Raw genomic sequence first — 24,459 nt, forward strand, 5'->3', positions numbered from 1 at the left:
ACTGACGGATCTCCGCAGACAGCAGTGTTGAGGAAAACACCGCTTGGAGGCCCACAGTGAAGGTTGTCGCAGCGCACGGCGGACCGGCGAGGCACGGCAGCGAAGCCGGCGACGTCGTACGTGACGGTGCCGGAGTGTCGTTCGCGCAGCGGAGGTTGTGGTTCCTCGACCAGCTCACCGGCGGCTCCGCCGAGTCCCTGCTCCCGCTGGCCCTGCGCATCCGCGGCGCCCTGGACGCCGGGGCGCTGGAGCGCTCGCTGGCCGGCATCGTGGACCGGCACGAGGTGCTGCGCACCCGGTTCACGGCCGTCGACGGGGAGCCCGTACCGGTGGTGGACCCGGCGGGCCGCACCCGCCTGGCGCGGACGGAGGCGGGCAGCACCGAGGAGCTCTTCGACCGGGAGCTGGCGCGCCCGCTGGACCTGGCGAGGGAGCACCCGATGCGGGCGACCCTCGCCCGCATCGGCTCCGACGAACACGTGCTGCTCCTGGTGGTCCACCACATCGCGGTGGACGGCTGGTCCTGGGACGTGCTGCTGCGCGAACTGGACGCCGGTTACCGGGGCGAGGCGGTGGACGCGCCGCCGCTGCAGTACACCGACGTCGCCCGGGCCGAGGCCGAGCGGCTGGGCGGCCCGCGGATGGAGCGGCTGCTGGGGTACTGGCGGGAGCGGCTGGCCGGGGTCTCCCCGCTCGCGCTGCCCACCGACCGGCCGCGCCCGGCCTTCTGGGACGGTGCCGGCGACGTGGTCCGCTTCGAGCTGCCGGCCGACCTGGTCGCCGAGGTGGACCGGGTGGCCCGCGAGCAGCGCGCGACCCGCTACATGCTGCTGCTCGCCGTGTACCAGGCCCTGCTGGGGCGCTACTCCGGCCGCCACGACATCGCGGTCTGCACCACCCTGGCCGACCGCGGGCGCGCCGAAGTGGCCGGCGTGATCGGCCCGTTCGTGAACACGATCGTGCTGCGCACCGATCTGTCCGGCGAGCCGACCTTCGCCGAACTGCTGGCCCGGGTCCGCACGGGGGCCCTGCGGGACTTCTCGCACTCCGAGGCGCCGTTCGACCGGGTGGTCGGCGAGGTGGTCACCGAGCGCGACCTGTCCCGCCACCCGCTCGCCCAGGCCTCCTTCACCCTGCTGAACACGGTCCCCTCGGCGGCCCGCCTGGACGATCTGGACGTGGGCCTCGTACGGACCCCGCTGACCGGCACCCCGCTCGACGTGTTCCTCGACCTGAGCCTGCGCGCCAACGGGGACATCGCGGCGCGGCTCCAGTTCTCCACCGCCCTGTTCGACCGGAGCACGATGGTCGGCTTCACCGAGGGGTACGTGGAGCTGCTGCGCGCGGTCACGGCCTCGCCGGGGACCGCGGTCGCCGAACTCGCGGGCCGCCTGGAGCCGCTGCCCGGCAAGGAGCGGGCCCGGCTGCTCGCGACGGCGGGCTCGGAGCGTCCCGCGCCGCAGGCCGTGCCCTTCTCCGTGGCGGGCGAGCCGAACGCGGTGGCCCTGGTGTGCGGGGAGAGGATCCTGCGCTACCGCGAGCTGGACGCCCTCGCCGGCGGGGTGGCCACCGCCCTGCGGTCGGCCGGCGCCGTTCCGGGGACCCCGGTCGGGGTGTGCATGAAGCGCGGGAGCGGCTCGGTGGCCGCGATGACCGGGATCTGGCGGGCCGGCGGGGTCTACGTACCGCTGGATCCGGCGCTCCCCGAGGAGCGGCTGCGGTTCATGGCCGAGGAGGCCGGGCTGGACTTCGTACTCACCGATGCCGCGACCGCCGAACTGGCCGGCGCGCTCGGTCCGCGGGTGCTGCGGGTGGAGGACGCCGGGCCCGACGCGGGCGCCCCGCACCACACCCCCGACCCCCGGGACCTCGCGTACACCATCTTCACCTCGGGCTCCACCGGCCGCCCGAAGGCCGTCGGGATCGAGCACGGCGCGATCGACGCCCATGTCGCTGCGGCCCGCGCGGAGTTCGGGATCACCGCCGGGGACCGGGTGCTCGCCTTCTCGTCCTTCTCCTTCGACGCCTCGCTGGACCAGCTGCTCACCGCGCTCGGCTGCGGGGCCACGCTGGTGGTCCGGCCGGACGAGCAGTGGCTGCCCTCGCAGATCCCCCTGGTGGTCGAGCGGTACGGGATCACCGTGCTGAACCTGCCGCCCACGTACTGGGCCGAGCTGGCCTTCTCGCTGACCGACCGCACGGCCGCCTCCCTGGCCTCCCTGCGCCTGCTGGTCCTCGGCGGGGAGTCCGTCCCCGCCGCGGCGCTGGCCGCCTGGCGGGCGCGGGCCGCGCACGTACGGGTGCTCAACGCGTACGGGCCGACCGAGACCACCGTCACCGCCACCACCCACGAGATCGGCGCGGCCGGGGAGGCCGACCCCGGCCGGGTGCCGATCGGGCGGCCGCTGGGCGCGCGCCGGGTGTACGTGGTGGACGCGCGCGACGAGCTCGTGGCGGACGGCGAGAGCGGCGAGCTGCTGATCGGCGGGCCGGAGCTGGCCCGCGGCTACCTCGGCCAACCGGCCCTGACCGCGCTCAAGTTCGTACCGGACCCGTTCGGCGGGGACGGCGGCCGGCTCTACCGCACCGGTGACCTCGTGCGCCGGCTGCCCACCGGGGAGCTGGAGTTCCTCGGCCGTACCGACGACCAGGTCAAGATCCGCGGCTTCCGCATCGAACTCGGCGAGGTGGAGGCGGCCTTGGGCGAGTGCCCCGGGGTGGTGGCCGCCGCGGTCGCGGTCGGCGCGGACGCCCAGGGCGGCAAGAGCCTGACCGGCTACGTGGTGGCCGGTCCCGGCGGCCCGGTGGAGCCCGCCGTCCTGCGCTCCTTCTGCGCGGGCCGGCTGCCGCACTACGCCGTGCCCGCGGACTTCGTGACGCTCGACGCGCTCCCCGTGAACGCCTCGGGCAAGCTGGACCGGGCCGCGCTGCCCGCCGCCCGCCCGGACGGGGAGCGGGCGGAGCGGGACCGCGCGGCCGCGGGCGGCGCCGCGTTCATCGCGCCGCGCGACGCCACCGAGCAGGTGGTCGCCGACATCTGGGCGGAGGTCCTGGGCGTCGACCGGGTCGGCATCGACGACGCGTTCTTCGACCTGGGCGGCCACTCGCTGCTCGCCACCATGGCCGTCTCCCGGATCGCCGAGCGCCTCGGCCGCGAGGTCGAGCTGCGCACCCTGTTCGAGAACCCCCGCATCCGCGAGTTCGGCCCGCTGGTGGCCGCGGCCCGGCAGGCCGGCGCCGCCACCGTGGTCCCGGTGGACCGCTCGGGTCCGCTGCCGCTGTCCTTCGCGCAGGAGCGGATGTGGTTCCTGGACCGCATGTCCGACGTCGGCGACGAGTACGTCCTCTGGTTCTCGTGGCGGATGCGCGGCGGGCTCGACCGCGACGCCTGGCAGGGCGCCCTCGACGAGGTGGTGGCCCGGCACGAGGCGCTGCGCACCGCCCTCGTCGAGGTGGACGGCAGGCCCGCGCAGCGGGTGGTCGACGGGGTCCGCGTACCGCTGGTGTGGCAGTCGGCCCCGCCCGGGGACGACGAGGCCGTACGACTGGAGCGGCTGCGCGCGGTGGCCGTCCCGTACGCCACCCGCCGCTTCGACCTGGCCGGTCCGCCGCTGCTGCGGGCGGGGGTGTGGGAGCTGGCCCCCGAGGACCACGTGGCGGTCATCGCCTTCCACCACGCGGCGACCGACGGCTGGTCCAAGGACGTGATCATCGGCGAGCTCGCGCAGTCGTACGCCGCCCGCGTGGCCGGGCGCCCGGCCGACCTGCCGCCCGTCCCCATCCAGTACGGGGACTTCGCGGTCTGGCAGCGCGACCGGATGGCCGGCGAGGTGCTGGAGCGGCAGCTGGCGTACTGGGAGCGGGCGCTGGCCGGTGTGCCCGTACTGGAGCTGCCGACGGACCGGCCGCGTCCGGCGGGCTGGTCGGGCCGGGGCGGCGCGGTCGAGATCGACCTGCCGAAGGAGCTGGAGGCGGCCCTCGGCGAGCTGGCCCGCAGGCACGGGGTGACCCGGTTCACGGTGCTGCTGGCCGTGGTGCAGATCGTGCTGGGCCGCTGGTCGGGGCAGCAGGACGTGGCGGTGGGCACTCCCGTCGCGGGCCGCGGGCAGCTGGAGCTGGAGCGGTTGGTGGGGCTGCTGGTGAACACGGTGGTGCTGCGCGGGGACCTGTCCGGCGAGCCCTCGTTCACGGAGTTCCTGGGCCGGGTGCGGGAGTCGGTGCTGGGGGCCTTCGACCACCAGGAGGTGCCGTTCGAGCGGCTGGTGGAGCAGCTGCGGCCGGAGCGGGACCCCTCGCGCAACCCCCTGTTCCAGGTGATGTTCGACGTGCAGGAGAGCGCCGCCGGCGGGCCGCGGGTCGAGGGGCTCGACGTGGAGCACTTCGTCCTGCCGTGGGGCTCGGCCAAGTTCGACCTGACGGCCACCTTCCTGCTCTATCCCGACCGCTTCGCACTGAACGTGGAGTACGCGAGCGACCTCTTCGACGCGGCCACGGTCACCCGGTTCGCCGGACACGTGGGCCGGGTCCTGGAGGCGGTCGTGGCCGATCCGGAGCGGTCGGTCGGCCGGCTGGAGCTGCTGTCCGCCGCCGAGTACGAGGAGCTGGCCGCGGCCGCGGGCTCCTCGGCGGCCGCCCCGGCGCAGCCGTTCACCGTGGCGGGCGCCCCGGACGCCGTGGCCCTGCTCTGCGGGGACGAGAGCCTGACGTACGCGGAGCTGGACGGCCTGACCGGCGGACTGGCCCGGGCGCTGGCGGCCTCCGGCGTACGGCCGGGCACACCGGTCGGCGTGTGCCTGCGCCGCGGGATCCGCTCGGTCGCCGCGATGGCCGCGATCTGGCGGGCCGGCGGGGTCTACGTACCGCTGGACCCGCGACTGCCCGAGGAGCGGCTGCGGTTCATGTGCGCCGAGGCGGGCGTCCACAGCGTCTTCGGCGACGACTCGACGCGGGAGCTGACGGCCGCGCTCGGACCGCGGACCGTCCCCGTCGACTCCGTCGCGCCGGACCCGCGGGCGCCGCACCACACCCCCGACCCCGGGGACCTCGCCTACGTCATCTTCACCTCGGGCTCCACCGGCCGGCCCAAGGCCGTCGGCGTGGAACACCACGCCCTGGGCGCGCACACCGCCGCGGCCCGCGAGCTGTTCGGCATCACGGCCGAGGACCGCGTCCTCGCCTTCGCCTCCTTCTCCTTCGACGCCTCGCTGGAGCAGGTGCTGCCCGCGCTCGGCGCGGGCGCCTCGGTGGTGGTCCGCCCCGACGAGGTGTGGTCGGTGGAGGAGCTCGCCGAGGCCGTCCGCACCCGCGACGTCACGGTCATGGAGGCCACCCCCGCCTACTGGGAGGAGATCGTCGCCCGCCTCGACGCGGTCGCCGGGGACCTCAAGGGCCTGCGGCTGCTGGTCACCGGCGGGGAGGCGCTGCCCTCGGCGCCACTGGCCCGGTGGTTCGCCCACCTGCCCGACGTGCCCGTCGTCAACACCTACGGCCCGACCGAGTCGGTCATCTCGGCCACCGCCCACACCGTCACCGCGCCCGTCGAGGGCCGGGTGGCGATCGGCCGGCCGCTGGGCTCCCGCCGGGCGTACGTCGTCGACGCCCTCGACCAGCTCGTCCCCGTCGGGGTGCCGGGCGAGCTGCTGATCGGCGGGCCGGAGCTGGCCCGCGGCTACCTCGGGCAGCCCGCCCTCACCGCGCAGCGGTTCGTACCGGACGTGTACGGCGGAGCCGGCGGGCGGCTCTACCGCACCGGCGACCTGGTGCGCCGGCTGCCCTCCGGGGAGCTGGAGTTCCTCGGCCGCACCGACGACCAGGTCAAGATCCGCGGCTTCCGCATCGAGCCGGCCGAGATCGGGGCCGTCCTCGAACAGCACCCGGACGTGCACGCCGCGACCGTCCTGGTCCGCGAACTGCGCGGGGAGCGCGCCCTCGTCGGCTACGCCGCCGTCCAGGACCGGGGGCCGGACGCCGAGGCGCTGGCCGCCTGGTGCCGGACCCTGCTGCCCGGCTACATGGTGCCCGCCGCGTTCGTCCTGCTCGACGCCCTGCCCCGGACCGTGCAGGGCAAGGTGGACACCGCCGCCCTGCCCGACCCGGAACTGGCCGCCCCGGCCGCGTCCGTGGCCCCGCGCACCCCGACCGAGGTGGTGACGGCCCAGATCTGGGCCGAGGTCCTGGGCCTGCCCGAGGTCGGCATCCGGGACGACTTCTTCGCCCTCGGCGGCCACTCGCTGCGCGCCGTGGCGGCCGCCTCCCGCCTTCGCACCGCCTTCGACTGCCCGATCCAGGTGCGCGACCTGTTCGACCACCCCACCGTCGAACTGCTCGCCGTCGAAGTGGAACGACAGCTCATCGACCAGATCTCCTCGATGAGCGACGACGAGATCGACCTGTCCCTGACCTCCGAGTTCTGACCGCCGCCGCGTTCCGGACCTCGATCCCAGCCTTGATTGGACGGCACTTGCGATGACCACTGCACAGGTCGAACCCTCCACCACCACCTCGTCGAACGCCCCCGGCGGCCTCTCCCCCGCCGCCCGCCGGCTCCTCGAAATGCGCCTGCGCGGCAAGGCCTCCGCCGCGCCCGCCGGAATCCCGCGCCTGGACCCGCGCCCCGCCCTGGCTCCCCTGTCGGCCGCCCAGCAGCGCCTGTACTTCCTCGACCAGCTCGACCCCGGCGGCGTCGAGTACCTGATGCCCGCCGCCTGGCGGTTCACCGGGCCCCTGGACACCGCCGCGCTCAGCGCCGCGATCGGGGACCTCACCGCCCGCCACGAGCAGCTGCGGGTGGTCTTCTCCCACGAGGACGGCGTGCCCGCCCAGCGCGTGCTGCCCGCCGCCGACGCGGCCGGCCTCGACGTGGTGGACCTGCCCCCGGCGGTCCGCGAGGGCGGCCCCGGGGCGATCGCCGCGGCCGTGCGGGAGGTGGCGCTGCGCCCCTTCGACCTGGCGGCCGCGCCCCCGTTCCGGGCCACGCTGCTGCGGATCGGCGCCGAGGACCACGTCCTGGTCCTGGCCATGCACCACATCGTCTCGGACGGCTGGTCGCTGGACATCCTGACGGGCGACCTCGGCGCCTGCTACCGCGCCAGATGCCAGGGCCGGGCCCCGCAGCTCCCCCAGCCGCCGGTCGACTACACCGACTACGCGCACTGGCAGCGCGGCGCGGACGAGAGCGCCGACCTGGACTACTGGCGCCGGGCGCTGGCCGGTCTGACCCCGCTCGAACTGCCCACCGACCACCCGCGGCCCGCCGTCCGCAGCTCCGCCGGCGCCGTGCACACGGTGGAGCTCCCCGAGGGGCTGACGGCGGCGCTGGCCGAGCTCGGCCGCCGGGCCGACACCACCTCGTACATGACCCTGATGGCGGCCTTCCAGGCGGCGCTGGCCTTCCACAGCGGCCAGGACGACATCGCGATCGGCACGGTCGTCGCCAACCGGGAGCGCCCGGAGATCGAGCAGCTGGTCGGGTTCTTCGTGAACACCCTGGTCATCCGGACCGACCTGGCGGGTGACCCGACCTCGGCCCAGCTCCTCGCCCGGACCCGGGAGAGCGTCCTGGGCGCCCTGTCCCACCAGAGCCTGCCCTTCGAGCGGGTCGTCGACGAGCTCAGCCCCGAGCGGGACCTGTCGCGCAACCCCCTGTTCCAGGTGCTGTTCTCGCACTCCGCCACCGCGCAGCAGGGCGGGTACGCCCTGGGCGGTGCGACGGGCACGCCCTTCCCCATCGACCTGACCACCGCGAAGTTCGACCTGACGCTGGACGTCAGCGAGGACGCGGACCGCATCCGGCTGCGTTTCGTCTACCGCCCCGACCTGTTCGACGCGGCTTCGGTGGCCCGGCTGGCCGAGCACACCCTCGCGGTGCTGCGGGCCTTCGCCGAGGCCCCGGACGTGCCGCTCGGCATGGCCGATCTGCTCACCGCCGACGAGCGGGCCGCGCTGCTCGGCCCCGACGGCCCGGCCAACCGCCCGCCGGCGGGCGCCGTGCCCGAGCCGGCGCCGCGGCTCGCGATGGAGCGGCTGGCCGAGCGGATCCGGCTGGCCCCCGCCTCCGTGGCCGTCTCCGGCGGCGGCCGCAGCCTGACGTACGCCGAGCTCGACGCGGCCTCGCTGGCCCTGGCCCGGCGGCTGCGGGCGGCGGGCATCGGTCCGGAGTCCCTGGTCGGGGTGTGCCTGGGCCGCTCGGTCGACCTGGCCGTCGCGCTGCTGGGCGTATGGCGGGCCGGTGCGGCGTACCTGCCGCTGGACCCCGCCCACCCGCGGGCCCGGCGGGAGTTCACGGTCGGTGACGCCGGGGTGGAGTGGGTGGTCACCGACGCGGTCGGCCGCGCGGCGGTCGAGGGGCTGCCGGTGGGCCTGATCCCGCTGGCCGATCCCGCCGGAGCCCCCTCCTGCGACCCCGGCGACGGCCCGGGCGAGGACACCGAGGACCTGCACTGCGCCGTCCCCGGGCCGCAGGCCCTCGCGTACGTCATCTACACCTCCGGTTCGACCGGGCAGCCCAAGGGCGTCGAGATCACCCACGGCAACCTGGCCTGGCTGCTGGGCGCCGCCGACCACCACTTCGACTTCGGCGCCGACGACGTGTGGACGCTCCTGCACTCCCCCGCCTTCGACTTCTCCGTCTGGGAGCTGTGGGCCCCGCTGGCCTCCGGCGGGCGCGTGGTGGTGCTGACCGAGGACGAGGTCCGCGATCCGGCGGCCGTCCACGCCGTCCTGCGCGACGAACGCGTCACCGTCCTGAACCAGACCCCTGCCGCCTTCAAGGGACTGCGGGCCCATCTGGCCCAGCAGGGAGCGGGATTCTCCGAGCTCGCGCTGCGCACGGTGGTCTTCGGCGGCGACGCCTTCGACGCCCGCGACTACCGCGACTGGTTCGCCGTGCCCGAGGACCGTCGGCCCGCGCTCGTGAACATGTACGGGATCACCGAGACGACCGTGCACGTCACCTACCGGCTGATCACCGAGGAGGACACGGTCTCGCCCGTGTACTCGCCGATCGGCCGCCCCCTGGCCGGCCAGCACGGCTACGTCCTGGACCGGGCGGGCCGCCTGGTGCCGCACGGCACCGTGGGCGAGCTCTACGTGTCCGGCGGCGGCGTGGCCCGCGGCTACCGCAACCGGCCCCAGCTGTCCGCCGAGCGCTTCCCCCTCGACCCCTTCGGTCCCGCCGGCACCCGCATGTACCGCACCGGTGACCTGGTACGGGTGCTGCCCGACGGGCAGTTGGCGTACGCCGGCCGCGCCGACCACCAGGTCAAGATCCGCGGCTTCCGCATCGAGCCCGGCGAGATCGAGACCGCGCTGCGCGCCCTGCCCGGCGTCCGGGACGCCGCGGTGGTGGCCCGGCCCGACGCGCACGGCGGGGCCCGCCTGGTCGCCCACGTGGTGCTGACCGAGGGCCGGCCGCTGGACGCGCCGGACCTGCGCGACCGGCTGCGCCTGACGCTGCCGGAGTACATGGTGCCCGCGCTGTTCGTCCGGCACGCGAAGCTGCCGATCACCGCCAACGGCAAGGTGGACCGCACCTCCCTGGTGGCGGTGGCCGTCGAGGGGGCCGCCGCACCCGCCGGGTACGTCCCGCCGGCCGGTGCGGCGGAGGAGGCGCTGGCCCGCATCTGGTCGGACGTGCTGGGCGCCGAGCGGATCAGCCGTACCGCGAACTTCTTCGACCTGGGCGGCGATTCGATGCTGGCCCTGCGGGTGATCGGGCAGGTCCGCAACGCCGGTCTGGGCCTGAGCGTGCCGGACCTGTTCCGGGCCCGCACCCTGGGCGACCTCGCCGCGCTGGCGACCGAGGCGGCCGAGGGCACCGGTCCCGCGCCCGTGGAGCCGTTCTCCCAGCTGGACCCGGCCGACGCGGCGCGGCTGCCGCAGGGCCTGGACGACGCGTACCCGCTGACCATGCTCCAGGCCGGGATGCTGCACGAGATGCTGGCCGATCCGGGCCGCGGCGCCTACCACAACGTCACCGACCTCAAGATCACCGTGCCGGAGGGCTTCGACCTCGCCGCCTTCCAGGCCGCGGTGGACACCGTGGTGCGCGGCCACAGCATCCTGCGCTCCTCCATCGACCTGGTCTCCTTCTCCGAGCCGCTCCAGCTGGTGCACTCCGCCGCCGCGCTCCCGGTCGGCTACAGCGATCTGCGGGGCCTGCCGCACGCGCAGCAGTGGGCCTCGGTACGGGGCTACGTGGACGCCGAGTTCGCCCGGCGCTTCGACCTGGCGGCCCCGCCGCTGGTCCGCATCCACCTCCACCACCTCACCGACCGGGAGCTGCGGCTCACGCTCACCGACTGCCACGTGGTCCTCGACGGCTGGAGCCTGACCTCGCTCATCGCCGACCTGCTGGACCTGCACCGGCAGGCCGTGGCCCAGGGCCGGAGCCCGGAGCTGCCGCCGGCGCCCCCGTACGCCGAGTACGTGGCGCTGGAGCGGGCCGCACTGGTCGACGAGGAGGGTCTGGAGTACTGGCGGACGGCGCTCGCGGACCTGAGCCCGGTCCGGTTCACCCGGCGCGGTACGGAGGCCTCGGACGGCGGGCAGTTCGTGCACGAGGTGCGCCGCTCGTACGCCGCCCTCGCGGAGCCGATCGGCCGGCTGGCGCGGTTGGCCGGAGTGCCCCGCCGCACCGTCCTGCTCTGCGCGTTCCACCACACCATGAGCCTGTTCGCCGAACGCGACGGCTCCGCCGAGGGCCACTCGGTGGGCCTGGTCACCAACGGCCGGCCCGAGGTGCCGGGCGCCGACCGGATGCGCGGGCTGTTCCTGAACACCGTGCCGTTCGGGGTGCGCCGGCCCCGGGGCAGCTGGCTGGAGTACCTGAAGGCCGCGTTCGCGGCCGAGCAGGAGATGCTCCCGTACCGCAGGGTGCCGCTGGCGCGGCTCGCGCAGCTGCGGCCCGGTCAGCCGAGCCTGGCGGACACCCTGTTCAACTACGTGAACTTCCACCGGCTGTCCGGGGACAGCTGGGACGACTCGCTGGAGATCGCCCGCACCGCGTTCCCGCTGATGCTCAACGCGAGCGTGGAGTCCTTCACCCTCGACGTCGACCCGGACTACCTGGCCCCGGCCACCGCCGAGCAGCTGGCCGACCTGATGTGCGGGGTGCTGAAGGCGATGACCGCGCGGCCGCAGGCCCCGGTGACGGCGCCGGTGCTGGCCGGCGAGGCGCGGATGCGGGCGCTGGAGGAGTGGGGCCGCGGCCCCGAACTGCCCAACACCTCGCTGATGTTCCACGAGTGCGTGGCCGAGCACGCCGTGCTCACGCCCGGCGCGGTGGCCGTCCGGCAGGGAGACCGCGAGGTCACGTACGCCGAACTGGACGCCTCCGTGCACCGGTTGGCGGACCGGCTGCGGGCGCTCGGGGTCGGTCCTGAGGTACCCGTCGGCATCTGCCTCGACCGGGGTCCGGAGATGGTCCGGGCCGTGCTCGGCGTGCTCCGCGCGGGCGGGGCCTTCCTGCCGCTGGAGTCGCAGCACCCCGCCGACCGGCTGAAGTTCATCGTCGAGGACAGCGGGATGCCGGTGCTGATCACCCAGTCCTCGCTGGTGGGGACGGTGCCGTTCGACGGCCCGACCCTGGTCGTGGACGACCCGGCGACCTGGGCGGCTCCGGCCGGTCCCGCGGTCCCGGCGCCCGCCGTCACCGCGGACAACGCGGCCTACGTCCTCTACACCTCCGGCTCCACGGGCACGCCCAAGGGCGTCACCATCGCGCACCGCAGCCTGACCAACATGCTGGAGGGGCAGCGCGACCTGTTCCCCGTGACCCCCGCCGACCGGGTGCTCCAGTTCGCCTCCCTCAGCTTCGACGTCTCGATCATGGACCTGACCTGGGCCCTGGCGAACGGCGCCCAGCTGTGCACACCGCCCCGGGAGGCCCTGCGCGCGGGCTCCGACCTCGCGCAGACCCTGCTCGACTACGGGATCACCGTCGCGATGCTGGCCCCGAGCGCCCTGGCGGCCCTCGGCGAGGACCGCTTCCCCGCGATCCGGATCCTCCAGGTCGCCGGCGAGGCCTGCCCGGCCGAACTGGCCCAGAAGTGGGCGCGCGGACGGCGGTTCTACAACGTCTACGGGCTCACCGAGACGGCCGTGTGGTCCGTCTCCACCCTCCTCAAGCCGGACTGCAAGCGCCCGCCGATCGGCTGGCCCATGCGGAACACGCAGGTCTACGTCCTCGACGAGGACCTCCAGCCGGTCCCCGTCGGGGTGCAGGGCGAGGTCTACCTCGGCGGGCGCGCGATCGGCCGGGGCTACGTGAACCGCCCCGACCTGACCGCCGCCGCGTTCGTCCCCGACCCGTACGGCGCCCCCGGCGCCCGGCTGTGCCGCACCGGCGACATCGGCGTCCAGCTGCCCGACGGCGCGGTGGAGGTCCTCGGCCGCCGCGACAGCCAGGTGAAGCTGCGCGGGTTCCGCATCGAGCTCGGCGAGATCGAGCACGGGCTGCGCGAACTGCCCCAGGTGCAGCAGGCGGTGGTCCTGCTGCGGCGGGACCTGCCGGAGCCGGCGCTGGTGGCGTACGTGGTGCCCGAGGCGGGCGTGGAACCCGTCGTGGAGCCCTTCCGCCAGGCGCTGCGGGCCAAGGTGCCCGCGTACATGGTCCCCGCGCGGTTCGTCTTCCTCGACGCGATGCCGGTCAACAGCAGCGGCAAGGTGGACAAGAAGGCCCTTCCGCTGCCCGCGGCCGACCGGCTGGGCAGCGCCACCGACTACGTCGCGCCGGGCACCCCGGCCGAGGTGGTGCTCGCCGAGGTGTGGCGCACGGTGCTCGGCATCGAACAGGTCGGTGTCCACGACGACTTCTTCGCCCTCGGCGGCAGTTCGCTCTCGACCGTCCGGGTCGCCGCCCAGGCGGCCGCCCGGGGGCTGAGCGTCTCCGTACGGGACCTGCTGGAACTGCCGACGATCGCCCGGCTCGCCGCCCGCGCCGCGCAGACGGCGGCGCGGGCCCCGGAGACCGCCGGCGCCAAGGCCGTCACCTCGGAGGTCCGGCTGCGCGAGGGCGACGGCGCCCCGCTGTGGTGCGTGCACCCCAGCGGCGGCAGCGGCGCCTGGTACGTGCCGCTCGCCCGGGCCCTGCCGCCCGGCCGGCCGGTCCGGGCCTTCCAGGCCCGCGGCCTGCTCGGCGGGGTGGACCCGACCACCATCGCCGGGATCGCGGCCAACTACGCCGCCGAGCTCGCCGCCCACGGCGGGCACGGCCCGCACGACCTGCTGGGCTGGTCCATGGGCGCCAACATCGCCCTGGAGATGGCCACCCAGCTCCACGGGGCCGGTCACACCGTCGCCCCGCTCACGCTGATCGAGCCGCACCTGCCCCACCCGGCCTCCCGCGAACGCCTCGCGGCGGTCAGCCGGGACATGGAGCGGGCGCTGCGGATGCGCGACCGTGTCCGTACGCTGCCGCCGTCGGCGGAGCGGGAGGCGGCCGTGGCCGAGCTCACCACCCTGCTCCTGGGGGCCGGTATGAGCCCCGGCGAGGCGGCCCTGGTGGAGCACGCCCCCATCGAGGTCTGGCACTCGCTGCTGACCGCCCTGTCCGCGTACGAACTGCGCCCCTACCCCGGCCACGTCCACCTCCTGGTGGGCAGCGCGGCCGCGGAACTGCCCGACGGCGAACCGATGCCAGGGCTGGACGTGGACTTCCGCACCTACGTCGAACGCTGGCGCGAGATCGCGCTCGGCGGGCTGACCGTCCACGTCACCGAAGGCGACCACATGTCCATGATGTCCGAACGGCTGATGCACAAGACCGCTGCTGCGCTCGGCCGGATCCAGTCGGAGGCACGCCGATGACCGTCCTGACCACGAACACGGCCGCGGACGCGACCGCGCGGACGTCCCCCCTGGTGTGCCCGGTGACCGGGCACACCGCCCCGCCGGCCGCACCGGCCGCCGCCCCGCGCATCACGCCGGCGGCCCCCGCGGCCCCCGCGGCCCCCTTCACCGAGCGCTACCTCCTCGACCCCGCCGTCAACGCGGACCCGTACGGGTACCTCAACTCCCTGCGCGACCACGACCCCGTGTACTGGTCCGCCATGCACCGGGCCTGGCTCGTCACCGGGCACGCCCAGCTGATGCACTGCCTGCGCGCCCCCGCCGTCTCCGCCGAGCGGGTGCGCCCGCTGATGGACGCCGTGCCGGAGGGCGCCCGCGAGGACGCCGAGCGGGCCTTCGGGATCCTGTCGCGCTGGATGGTGTTCAACGACGCCCCGCAGCACCGGCGGCTGCGCCAGGTGTTCCAGGAGCAGTTCGCGGCCCGCTCGATCGGCCGCTACCGGGCCTTCGTCGAGCGCGCCACCCGCGCCATGCTCGCCCGCCGCGCCGTCCCGGGCCGGACCGGGGACCTCGTCGCCGACATCGCCCGGCCGTTGCCCGCGCTCGTCTTCGCCCGCTGGCTGGGCGTCCCCCAGGCGCACGGCCCCTCCTTCTGGTACTGGAACGCCCGCGTAGGCGACCTGGTCCTCGGGGCCGCGCAGGAGGAGCGCGAGTACCGCACCTCGCTCCAGTCCCTGGTCAACCTGGACGACTACCTCGCCGACCTGGTGGCTCAGCGCCGCGCCGACCCGAAGGACGACCTGATCAGCGCCGTGCTGGCGGGCGGTCAGATCGGGAAGTCGGTCAGCGAGGAGGAATTCGTCGGGATGCTGACCCAGATGGCCTTCGCCGGCGGCGAGACCACCAGCAACCTCATCGTCAACGCCGTGCTCGCCCTGCTGGAGCACCCCGAGCAGCTGGCCGCCGTACGGGAGGACCCGGCGCTGGTGCCGATGGCGGTGGAGGAGGCCATGCGCTTCGACGGCCCGTCCAAGATGTCGATCCGCACCGCCGCCCGGGACTTCGACCTCGACGGGCGCTCCGTGCGCGCCGAGGACCGGCTCTTCCTGGTCACGGCCGCCGCCAACCGGGACCCCGGGCGCTTCTCCGACCCGGACGCGTTCGACGTCCGCCGAGGCAGCGCCTCGCACCTCGGGTTCGGCTTCGGCGCCCACTTCTGCATCGGGGCGGCCTTCGCCCGGCTGGTGGCGGGCGCGGTGGTCGACGTACTGGTTCGCGAGTACCCGGGGCTGGAGCTGCTCGGCGCACAGCATACCTGGCAGCCCTCCCTCCTCAACCGCGCGCTGACGGCCCTGCCCGTCCGCTACTGACCGCGGCCGGCCCTACGGATGGGATGACGTTCATGGCTTCCACTCTGGTGGACGCGCGGGACCGGCTGAGCGCCCCCGCACGCCTGCCCTCGTTCCGGCTGCTGTGGCTCGGACAGTCGCTGTCCCTGCTCGGCGACGGATTCAGCTACATCGCCTTCTCCTGGATCACGCTCGGTCTCACGCAGTCCACGCTGGCCCTCGGGTACGTCCTCGCCTTCCAGGCGGTGCCGCGGGCCCTGCTGACCCTGGTCGGCGGCTCCCTCAGCGACACCTGGTCCTCGCGGACCCTGATGAAGCTCTCCAGCTGGGCCCGGGCCGCCCTGATGGCGGGCGTGGGCCTGGCCGGTCTGGCCGGCTCCCTGACGCTGTGGACGCTGTGCTGCGCCGCCGCCGCCTTCGGGGCGGTCGACGCCTTCTTCCAGCCGGCCCGGGCATCGATCCTGCCCTCGGTGGTCGACGAGGAGCAGCTGGCGCCGGCCAACGCCCTGCTCGCGGTCGGCACCAAGGTGGCGGCGGTGCTCGGCCCGGCCGTCGGGGGCATGGTGGTGGCCTTCTCCAACGCCTCCGTCGCCTTCCTCGTCGACGCGGTGTGCTTCGCGCTCTGCGGTGTGTGCGTGGCGGGGATCCGCCCGCGGCCGCGGCCGGCGGGCGCCGCCGCCGACGAGAAGGGTCCGGCCGCGGGCGCCGCCCCGGCCGGGGCCGAGGTCTCGCTGGGCGCCCGGATCCGCGCCGGGCTGCGGTACGCCTTCGAGGACCCGCGCATCCGTACGATCCTGGCCGTCGACGCGGCGGTCACCTTCTGCCAGGCGGGGCCGTTCACGGTGGGCTTCGCGACCCTGGCCAAGGTCGACCTGCACGGCGGCTCGGCCACCCTGGGCCTGCTCAACGGCGCGCTGGCCGGCGGGGCCATGCTCGGCACCCTGGTCGGCGGGGCCGTGGGCGGCCGGCCGCGGATCGGGCTGCTGATCGCCGCTCTGGCGGGCTGGCTGGCGATCGGCACGGGGCTGCTGGGCTTCGTCGGCAACACGGCCGGGGCCCTCGCGACGGTGCTCGCGATGGGCTTCGGGATGGGCTTCCAGGGGGTCTTCGGCCTCAGCTGGATCCAGCGCACGATCGACGGCCCGGTGCTGAGCCGGGTGATCTCGGTGGACATGGTGATCGGCTACGCGGTGGCCCCGCTCTCCCTGATCGTCTGCGGGGCCCTGGCCCAGTCGGGCACCGCCGCGATGTTCACCGTCTCGGCGGCGGTCCTGGCGGTGACGGCGGTCGGCATCCTCACCTCGCGCACGGTCCGCGAGATGCGATGACCGTGCCCGGGTCCTCAGGGGCCCGACGCCTCCAGGGAGGCCGAGAGTTCGCAGAGCCCCGCCCGGTTGGCGCGGCCGGTCTTGGCGCCGAGGGCCGCGATGTGCTTCTCGACCGTACGCGGGGAGATGTAGAGGCGGTCGGCGATGTCCTTGTTGCCCAGCCGCTCCGCGAGGAGCCGGAACACCTCGTACTCGCGGACCGTCACGCCCTGGGTGCGCAGGACGTCCGGGATCGTGCTCGAACCCGTACGCCGCTGGCGGCCCGGGGCGCCCATCCGGCGCAGGGCCGCGCGGCAGGCGCCCGCGACCGCGGCCACGCCGCCCTGGTGGAAGTGCTCCTCCGCCCGGCGCAGCCAGGCCACCGGCTCGCCCCAGCCGTCCTCGTGGGCCGCGTCGGCGATCAGCCTCAGGCCCAGGTGGAGGGCGGTGGTGTACGGGGCGGCGACGCGCAGGGCCTCGGCCACGGCGGCCGCGGCCTCCTCGGCGCGGCGCTCACGGCCCAGCAGGACGGCCCCGGCGAACAGGACGAACTGCCGGTTCCAGCGCATCCGGCCGGGCGCGGTCGCGGCGATCTCCTCGTACGCGGCGCGGTCGGCCTCCCCCGACAGCACGTCCAGGAGCAGGCCGATGCCGTACCGCCCGCTGAGGTAGTACGTACTGGGGTTGGCGTCCTCCAGTTCGGCGACGGAGCGCAGTGCGCCGACCGCGCCGGGGCGGTCCTCCTCCATCAGCGCGCAGAAGGCCCGGGCGAGGCCCAGGGTCAGGGGTTCCTCCTGGGAGCCGGCGCCGTCGTTCTCGGCGAAGCTGGCCAGCGCGCTCTCCATCGCGGGCCGTTCGCCCCGGTGGGCGGCCAGCGCGGCCCGCGCCATGAGGACGTACCGGGTGGCCGGGGCCAGCCGCAGGCGCTGGACGACGGCCAGGCATTCCTCGGCGGACCGCTCGGCGGCGGTGAACTCGCCCCGCAGGACGGCGTCGAGGATCATGATGCCGTCGATGGTGTGGACGATGGTGGCCGAGCCGAGCCGCTGGGCCTCGCTCCGGGCGGCCAGCAGCGGGGCGGTGGCGCCTTCGGTGAGCCAGTAGTTGCCGCCGATCCGGGTCAGCGCGTACATGCGCTGGAGCGGGAGCTGGTGCTGTTCGGCGGTCTGGAGGGCCGATTCCAGCAGGGCGGTGGCCTCGTCGAAGTCCCGTTCGCGGGCGAGGGTGGCCAGGAGTTCCAGGGCCTGGCAGGCGACGGTGGCCAGGCCGTGGCGCTGGGCCGCCTGGAGGGCGGAGTTGCCCAGTTTCTCGGCCAGTTGGGTGCGGTCGGGGCCGGGAGTGTCGAGCGCGAGGTAGGCGGCGGTCACGTCGATCGAGGCGGTGGCGCGCTCGTCGGGCTGGGCGCCCAGGAGGGATCTGGCCTGGGCTATCTGTCTGTTGCCGTCCTCCCAGCGGCCCGCGGTGTGGGCCACCTTGGCGAGCCGGGTGTGCAGGGCGGCGAGCCGGGTGGCGCTCAGCCCGCTGCCGCCGAGGGTGTGCAGGTTCTCCGCGAAGCCGAAGGCGCGGGCGAAGTCCCCGGCCTCGGCGAGCGCGGGCAGCAGGGCCTCCAGGGCGTCGGTGCGCCCGGCGGGGTCCTGGCTGGCGGCGAGCAGCCGTTCGGCGCGGCTGAGCAGGGTGATCGCGGAGCTGATCCCCCCGGCGGCCAGGGCGCGCAGGCCGGCGGCGGTGAACAGGCGCCCGGCCTCGGCGTCCTCGCCGGCCTGGGAGCGCAGTTCGGCGACCAGGGGGCACCAGTCGCCTTCGAGGTCGGGGTAGAGCGCCTGCACCGCGTCGGCGGCGCGGCCCGACATCTGCGCGCGGTTGCCGGGTGTGAGCTGGGTGTGCAGGGCCTCGGCGGTGAGCGAGTGGCGGAACGCGTACCAGTCGGGGGCCGGTTCGTCGGGGACGACGAGCTGGGCGGCGACGCCGGCGTGCAGGTGGCTGAGCAGCCCGCGGTCGTCGATGCCGGTCATCCGCTGGAGCACGGTGAGCGGGAAGCGGCGGCCGATGACGGCCGCCGCGGAGAGCAGGGTCAGCCCTTGGGGTCCGAGCCGGTCGATGCGCCGCAGGATGCCCCGGGCGAGGGCGGTGGACACGTCGCTGCGCAGGTCGCCGACGACCCGCCAGCCGTCCTCGAAGCGGACGAGGGCGCCGCTGCCGATCATGCCCTGGAGCAGTTCCTCGACGAGGAAGGGGCTGCCCGCGCTGTCGTCCCAGAGCCGGTCCAGGGCCGGGCGGGGGACGAGTTCGGGCTCGGTGTCCAGCTGGGCGGCGATGACCGCGCCGACCTCGGGCCGGGTGAGCGGGGCCAGTTCCAGTACGGTCCCCACGCCGCGCCGGCGGGCCGAGTCGGCCATGTCGAGCGCGTCGCAGGGCTCCGTACGGATGGTGGCCAGGAGCACCACGTTCGTGTACTCCAGGTTGTCCACCAGGTATTCGACGACCGCGAGCGTTTCGGGGTCGGCGTCGTGCAGGTCCTCCAGGAGCAGGAGCTGGCCGTGCTCCTTGCCGGTGGCGATGAGCAGCCGCAGGACGGCCTCGCCGAGGATGACCATGGAGCTGTTGTTCTGGGCGTCGCTGCTCCAGTCCGGGATGATCCTGCCGAGGGCGGGACGGTAGGGGCCGAGCGGCAGGTCGTCCAGGGGTTCGCCGCTGCGGAACAGCGACATCAGCGCTTCGGTGAGTGGCCGAAAAGGAACGGTGGGGCCGGTGGTGCTGCTGCGGCCGCGCAGGGCCCGCATGCCCATGCCGAAGGCCATGCCGACCGCTTCGGCGGCGAGCCTCGATTTCCCGATTCCGGCCTCGCCGACCAGGAAGACCACCCCGCCGCGGCCTTCGCCCGCGTCGGTCAGTGCCTGCTTGATCTCGCGCAGTTGCGGGTCACGACCGACGATGTACCGCGAGCGGGAACGCATGTCCGCAATCTAGTTCATGGGATCGGCCGATTGTGCGACGAAAGTTGGCCGTTTCGAACAGAGGCGGGGTGAAGATCCGGGAGAGATCCGGAGAAGATCGGACAGGCCCTACCAGGTGACGTTCGGCGCCGAGACGCTCGTGTCGATCGAGCTCAGGGTGATGACGATGCCGCTGGTGAGCACCACACCGGCCAGGGCGCGGGCCCGGGCGCACGCCTTGTTCCGTCCCGACAGGGTGATCCCGCCGGCCGGGTCCTCGGTCCGCGCCTCGATGGCGGCCGCTGCGGCGGCCTCGTCGGCGGCGGCGACGGACTGGGCGTTGACCTGGGGCTTCTGCATGGTGGTGAGTACCTTTCTCGATACCTGAGGGGAGTGGTGCTCGGTGCGGAAGTGCGGGGTGCCGCCGGGACGGCGTGGTACGGGACGGCGAAGCAGGGGATGGCGAAGTACGGGCCGCGTTACGCGGGTTCGAGGAGCAGGACGGACGGGACGCGCGCCGGGAAGCCCAGCCTGAGCAGGGCGTATCCGATGCCGGAGAGCCCCGTGAGGAAACCGGGGGACGGTACGTGGTCGGGGGTGCCGCAGCGGTGCCCGTGCTCCTCCAGTCGGCCGAGGACCTCCCCGGCGCGGTGGCCGAGGTCGGCCCTGGCCCCCTCGTGGCCCTGCCCGGCGAGCACGCCCAGCAGTTCGAGGGAGCCGAGGGAGCCGCGGTGCAGGCTGAGGTCGGGTGCGGCGCCGGGCGCGCCCAGCAGCGCGGCGCACCGGTCGAGTTCCGCCGCCGGGAGCAGGTCGGCTCCGAGGACGTCGGCGGCGGCCAGCGCGGTCCCCGCGAGACCCGAGTGCCAGTCGAGGTCGGCGGGGCGGAGCAGGGCCTCCTCCAGCGCCGGGCGCAGCAGGGCCGCGCCGGTCCGGGCGTACGAGGCCCCCGGCTCCCCCGCCTCGTCCAGGGCGGCCGCGTAGCGCAGCAGGGCCCAGCCGATGCCCGCGTCGCCGTGGGCGAAGCCGGGGGCGGGGGGGCGCTGATCGGCGAGGCTCTTCTCGGCCCGGGCCAGCAGCCGGTCGGCGAGCCGCCGGGCCGCGCCCCGCGCCAGGGACCCGTACGTGCGCTGCGCGGCGACCGCGGCGGCCAGGGCTCCGGCGAGGCCGTCGGCCAGATCGGCCGGCCCGTCGGCGCCTTCCTCCGCGTCGGCCAGGGCGGCCCGTTCGAGGGCGGCGAGCGCGTCGGGCAGGCAGCCGGCGAGGTCCTCGCCGAGCAGCGGGGCCAGCCGGGCCGCCGTGTAGACGATGCCCCCGATCCCGTGCAGGGCGCCGGGTCCCACCGCGGCCCCGAGCGCGGGGTCGGCGGCGAGCGCGGCGAGCAGCGCGGGCAGCGGCCGCACGGCCCGCCGGGCCAAGTCGGTGTACCGCTCGGCGCCGGTCAGGGCGCCGAGCTGGGCCAGGAAGAGCGCGACCCCGCAGTAGCCCTGGGCGAGCCCGCCGCCCATCGGCAGGACGGCCCAGTGGTCTGCGGACACCTGCTCCAGGCCCAGCCAGTTGACGCGGTCGCCGCCGTGCACCGCCCGGGCCGCGATCTCGTCGGCGATCCCGCAGGCCGCGGCCAGCAGCCGGGAGGGCTCGGGGACGACGACCGGCGCGGCGGGGCCGGCCAGGGTCGAACGGGGGCCGCCGACGCTGAGGTTGGCTCCGGTGACGGCGAGCGTCGCCGAGATGATCCACTCCTGGTCGTGGCGGTCCACCTCCCCCATCGCGGCGATCTTGGCGCGGGTGGTGTGCAGACCCGGGGCCGGCAGCACCCCGTCGAGGCGGGTGCCCCGGGAGGTCCGCAGCGCGGTGTCCGCGGGGTGGTGGAAGAAGAGGGGCACGTCCCCCGACCACAGGTCGGCGATCTCGTCCTCGATCAGCCGCCGGCGCGCCCGGTCGTGCTCGGATTCCGTCCAGAGCACGGCGAACACGGTGTCCCGGGTCAGCGCGTCGGACAGCAGGTCGGGGTGGGTGGACTCGTCGAGCAGGGTCGTGTAGAGGCGGGTCGAGCGGGCGATCAGGCGGCCCGGGCTGGTGGCCCAGCGGGCCAGCAGCCCCGCGTCGCCCGCTTCGGTTCCGAGGAGTTCCGCGCGGTGCTCGGTGATCGCGTCGTACCCGGCCCGGAACCCTTCCAGCAGCGCCGCGCGGTGGTCGGCGTGGCCGGCCGTCCCGCCCTGCGGGCCCGGCCGGTTCTGCCCGGCCCCGGTGGCCACCGGGGCCCGCACCAGCCGCATCTCGTCCGTTCCGGCGGCCTCCCAGCGCAGTCCGTCGCTGGGGTAGGAGCCGCCGTCCCCGCCGCCGAGGGCGGAGATGTCCATGGCCCCGTTCTCGCCGATCAGCAGGCTCGGCAGCAGGCAGGTGCGGTACACGGAGGCGGCCAGGGCCTCCGCCGCCGGGTCGGAGCCGCAGGTCACGGCCGCCGGCAGCCCGGCGTGCAGCAGGGTCTCGGCGTCCACCAGCACCGGCTGGTCACCGCAGGCGATAACGTTCTCGTAGTGCATGTCCACGCCGTCGACCGCGTAGAGCAGGGCGAGCAGCGCGCCCTGGCGGCGGTAGAACCGGTCCAGTTCGGTCGGCGAGGAGCACCAGCCGTGCTCGATGAACTCCAGCCAGCCGTAGCCCTCGCCGCGCACCGAGCGCGGGGTCCGCAGGCCCAGGCCCGCCACCTTGGCGTTGGCCCAGCCGACCGCCCGGTCCAGCAGGACGTGCTGGTCGAGCGGCCGGGGCTTGTAGACGACGGCCGCGCCGCCGGCGAAGTGCAGCAGGGCCACGGAGCGGTTGCCCTGGTGGACGTCTCCCCGGCCGAGGTCCACCCGTACGAGGGCTCCCGGATCCGTGCCGTCCAGCAGGCCCGCGACGATCCCGGGGCGGTCGGCGGTGAAGCGGGCGAACAGCTCGGCCGTGGCCTCGGCCGCCTGGCCGCAGGCCTGGCCGAGCATCCGGGCCAGCACCGGGTGGCGGCCGAACAGCCCGGCGAGGCCCTGCCGGGTGCCGAGCCGGGCCACGAAGTCCGCGAACCGCTCCCGCGGGGTCTCCCCCGCCAACAGGCCCTCCGTACGGGCCCGGTGGAGTTCGCGGACCAGGGTGCGGGCGGCCTGGCGGATCAGCCGGTCGCCGAGGCGCTCCTCGAAGGCGGCCCGTACGGCGTCGAGTTCGCTCCCGGTGAGGTCGAGGTGTGCGGCGGTCCGCTCCCAGGCGGAGCGGACCAGGGGGCGCAGCGCGGGGAGGAACGCCGCGGCGCCGTCCGCGTCCGCCGCCCGGAGCCCGGCGGGCGCCGCGGCGGGGACCTCGGCGGGGGCCTCGGCCACCATCCGCTCGACGGCACGGGCCCATTCGGGCTGGTCCGTACGGGCGGCCAGCCGGCCGGGGGCCTCCGCCGCGAGGGCGTACGCCGTGTCCTGTGTGACACCCAGGCTCGCCAGCCGGGCCGCGAAGCCGTCCGGGTCCCCCAGGGACCAGGAGGCCGGTCGGCTGTGGGGGGCGTCGGCCGGCGCGGGTACCGGGGTACCCGGGGCGGCGAGGCGCTCCCGCAGGTTCAGGGCCCGGGCCCACCAGGAGGGGGCCAGGCCGCCGACCTGGGATTCTTCGGCGGTGGTGGCGGTGTCGGTCACAGGAGAAAACTCGCAGAGTGCGGGGGCGCGCACATGGGGGCCGATCCCCCATATTCCGTGGACGGGCCCCCATGGGGGCCGCGGGCCCGCCGTAGGGGGTGGTGGGGCGGCCGGGCAGGAGCGGTGCGGCATGGGGATCGCGGCAGGTGGCGGGCGGCCCGGAGCCCTGACCGCGCGGGATCCGGGCCGGTGCGGGCGCCCCCGGGCAAATGTGGGGGCCGCGGCCCGATGCCCGGCCCCGGCCCCCACCCGCAGCCTGTGTGCAGTGCCCCTTCCGCCCTGTCCGGCACCCCGGCCGGCGGATGAACATCGGAGGACCTGGTGGGAGTACCCGTCCCTGTCGACGTCGTCGCGTTCGACCCCGTGCTGGAAGCCGGAACCAAGAGCACCCTGTTCGCCTGCCCCGAGGTGTCCCTGACCGCCCCGGGTGAGGCCCCGCGGGTCGTCGTCATGACCGTGGACCAGGTCGGCGGGCCGGAGCTCGACGTCCTGCACTCCGTCCGCGACACCCCGGCCCGACCCGATGTGGTGCTGGTGGCCGGTGAGTTGGCCCCCGACGGCGCCCTGCACGCCATCGCGGCCGGCGCCCGAGGGCTGCTGCGCCGCCGCGAGGCGGACGTCACCCGCCTCTCGCGCGCCGTACTGGCCGCCTCCCGCGGCGACTGCACGCTGCCGCCGGACCTGCTGGACCGGTTGCTGGAGCGCTCCGGCGCCGGCGGCCGGGCGGGCGCCGGCACCGGCGGGGGCACGGACCCGTGGGCGGCCGCGGGCCTGAGCGACCGGGAGCGCAGCGTGCTGCGGCTGGTCGCCGACGGCCACGAGACGAACGAGATAGCCAAGCAGCTGTGCTACTCGCCGCGGACCGTGACGAGCGTCGTCCACGACATCACCCAGCGGTTCCGGCTCCGCAACCGCGCCCACGCGGTCGCCTACGCGATGCGGGTGGGCCTGCTGTGAGCGCCGTGGCCGAACTGACGCGCGAGACGCACGACGTGCGCGAGATCCACGACGTGCGCGAGACGCACGCCCTCGCCTCCGTACGGAGCCCCGCGGCCCCCGACCGGCTGACGCTGCTGCGCCAGGCCGGGGACGGCCGGATGCCCTACCAGGCCCTGGTCCGCCTGCTCGGCGCGGCCACCTCGGCGGCGGCCACCTCCGCCGCCGCGAGCACCCCGGCCACCCGGTCCGGGGCGGCCCCGGCCGACGCCCCCCGGCTCACGGCCCGCCAGACGGCGGTGCTCACGCTGATGGCGGAGGGCCACGGGAACGCGGTGATCGCCCGCACCCTGTCCTGCTCGGAGCACACCGTCAAGAACGTGATCTACGAGCTCATGTCCCGCCTCCAGGCCCGCAACCGGGCCCACGCCGTGGCCTGCGCCGTCCGCCACAGCCTCATCTGACGTGATGGCCGAAAAGTCGCCCTTGCCCG

At 75.3% G+C, this 24,459-nt stretch carries 9 protein-coding genes; 6 read left to right on the forward strand and 3 right to left on the reverse strand.

Annotation, left to right across the window (positions count from 1 at the left end; translation table 11 throughout):
• The first annotated feature begins 134 nt into the window (after window positions 1-134).
• The 4 genes from CP980_RS07455 to CP980_RS07470 are packed head-to-tail and all read left to right on the forward strand — an operon-like array spanning window position 135 to window position 16,465.
• Window positions 135-6,413 (forward strand): non-ribosomal peptide synthetase, encoded by a 6,279-nt coding sequence (locus CP980_RS07455; RefSeq protein ID WP_208834770.1) that lies wholly within the window; start codon window positions 135-137, stop codon window positions 6,411-6,413.
• Window positions 6,414-6,465: 52 nt separating this feature from the next.
• Entirely contained in the window at window positions 6,466-13,806 is a 7,341-nt protein-coding gene (locus CP980_RS07460; RefSeq protein WP_150493167.1) for a non-ribosomal peptide synthetase, read from the forward strand.
• On the forward strand, window positions 13,803-15,158 hold the full coding sequence (locus tag CP980_RS07465; protein WP_150493169.1) for a cytochrome P450: 1,356 nt from the start codon (window positions 13,803-13,805) through the stop codon (window positions 15,156-15,158). Before CP980_RS07460 ends, CP980_RS07465 begins: the two co-directional genes overlap by 4 nt.
• Before the next feature lie 32 nt (window positions 15,159-15,190).
• Window positions 15,191-16,465: an MFS transporter gene (locus CP980_RS07470; protein WP_150493171.1), complete on the forward strand. Its 1,275-nt coding sequence runs from the start codon at window positions 15,191-15,193 to the stop codon at window positions 16,463-16,465.
• Between the two features lie 14 nt (window positions 16,466-16,479).
• Here CP980_RS07470 and CP980_RS07475 read toward each other — a convergent pair whose 3' ends face one another.
• From CP980_RS07475 to CP980_RS07485, 3 genes are all read right to left on the reverse strand, one after another.
• Complete coding sequence (locus tag CP980_RS07475; RefSeq protein WP_150493173.1) at window positions 16,480-19,398, reverse strand: helix-turn-helix transcriptional regulator; 2,919 nt, start codon at window positions 19,396-19,398, stop codon at window positions 16,480-16,482.
• Between the two features lie 108 nt (window positions 19,399-19,506).
• Window positions 19,507-19,737, reverse strand: coding sequence for a hypothetical protein (locus tag CP980_RS07480; RefSeq protein WP_132759063.1), 231 nt, complete (start codon window positions 19,735-19,737; stop codon window positions 19,507-19,509).
• 119 nt (window positions 19,738-19,856) lie between these two features.
• A complete protein-coding gene (locus tag CP980_RS07485; protein WP_229907415.1) occupies window positions 19,857-23,030 on the reverse strand; it encodes a type 2 lanthipeptide synthetase LanM family protein in 3,174 nt (1,057 codons plus the stop codon).
• A gap of 321 nt (window positions 23,031-23,351) precedes the next feature.
• On the opposite strand from CP980_RS07485, the gene CP980_RS07490 reads away from it, so the two are divergent.
• Window positions 23,352-23,987: a helix-turn-helix transcriptional regulator gene (locus CP980_RS07490; RefSeq protein ID WP_150493177.1), complete on the forward strand. Its 636-nt coding sequence runs from the start codon at window positions 23,352-23,354 to the stop codon at window positions 23,985-23,987.
• Window positions 23,988-23,992: 5 nt separating this feature from the next.
• The gene (locus tag CP980_RS07495) at window positions 23,993-24,430 is read left to right on the forward strand and encodes a helix-turn-helix transcriptional regulator (protein WP_229907416.1); all 438 of its coding nucleotides are present in this window, start codon (window positions 23,993-23,995) and stop codon (window positions 24,428-24,430) included.
• The last annotated feature ends 29 nt before the right edge of the window (window positions 24,431-24,459 follow it).

It is taken from the genome of Streptomyces vinaceus, from assembly GCF_008704935.1.
GTDB classification, from domain to species: domain Bacteria; phylum Actinomycetota; class Actinomycetes; order Streptomycetales; family Streptomycetaceae; genus Streptomyces; species Streptomyces vinaceus.

What these genes read in the sequence shown, in the direction of transcription:
- CP980_RS07470 (WP_150493171.1), top strand. Translation starts at nt 15,191, where the DNA reads ATGGCTTCCACTCTGGTGGACGCGCGGGACCGGCTGAGCGCCCCCGCA.
- CP980_RS07475 (WP_150493173.1), bottom strand. Translation starts at nt 19,398, where the DNA reads ATGCGTTCCCGCTCGCGGTACATCGTCGGTCGTGACCCGCAACTGCGC.
- CP980_RS07465 (WP_150493169.1), top strand. Translation starts at nt 13,803, where the DNA reads ATGACCGTCCTGACCACGAACACGGCCGCGGACGCGACCGCGCGGACG.
- CP980_RS07480 (WP_132759063.1), bottom strand. Translation starts at nt 19,737, where the DNA reads ATGCAGAAGCCCCAGGTCAACGCCCAGTCCGTCGCCGCCGCCGACGAG.
- CP980_RS07460 (WP_150493167.1), top strand. Translation starts at nt 6,466, where the DNA reads ATGACCACTGCACAGGTCGAACCCTCCACCACCACCTCGTCGAACGCC.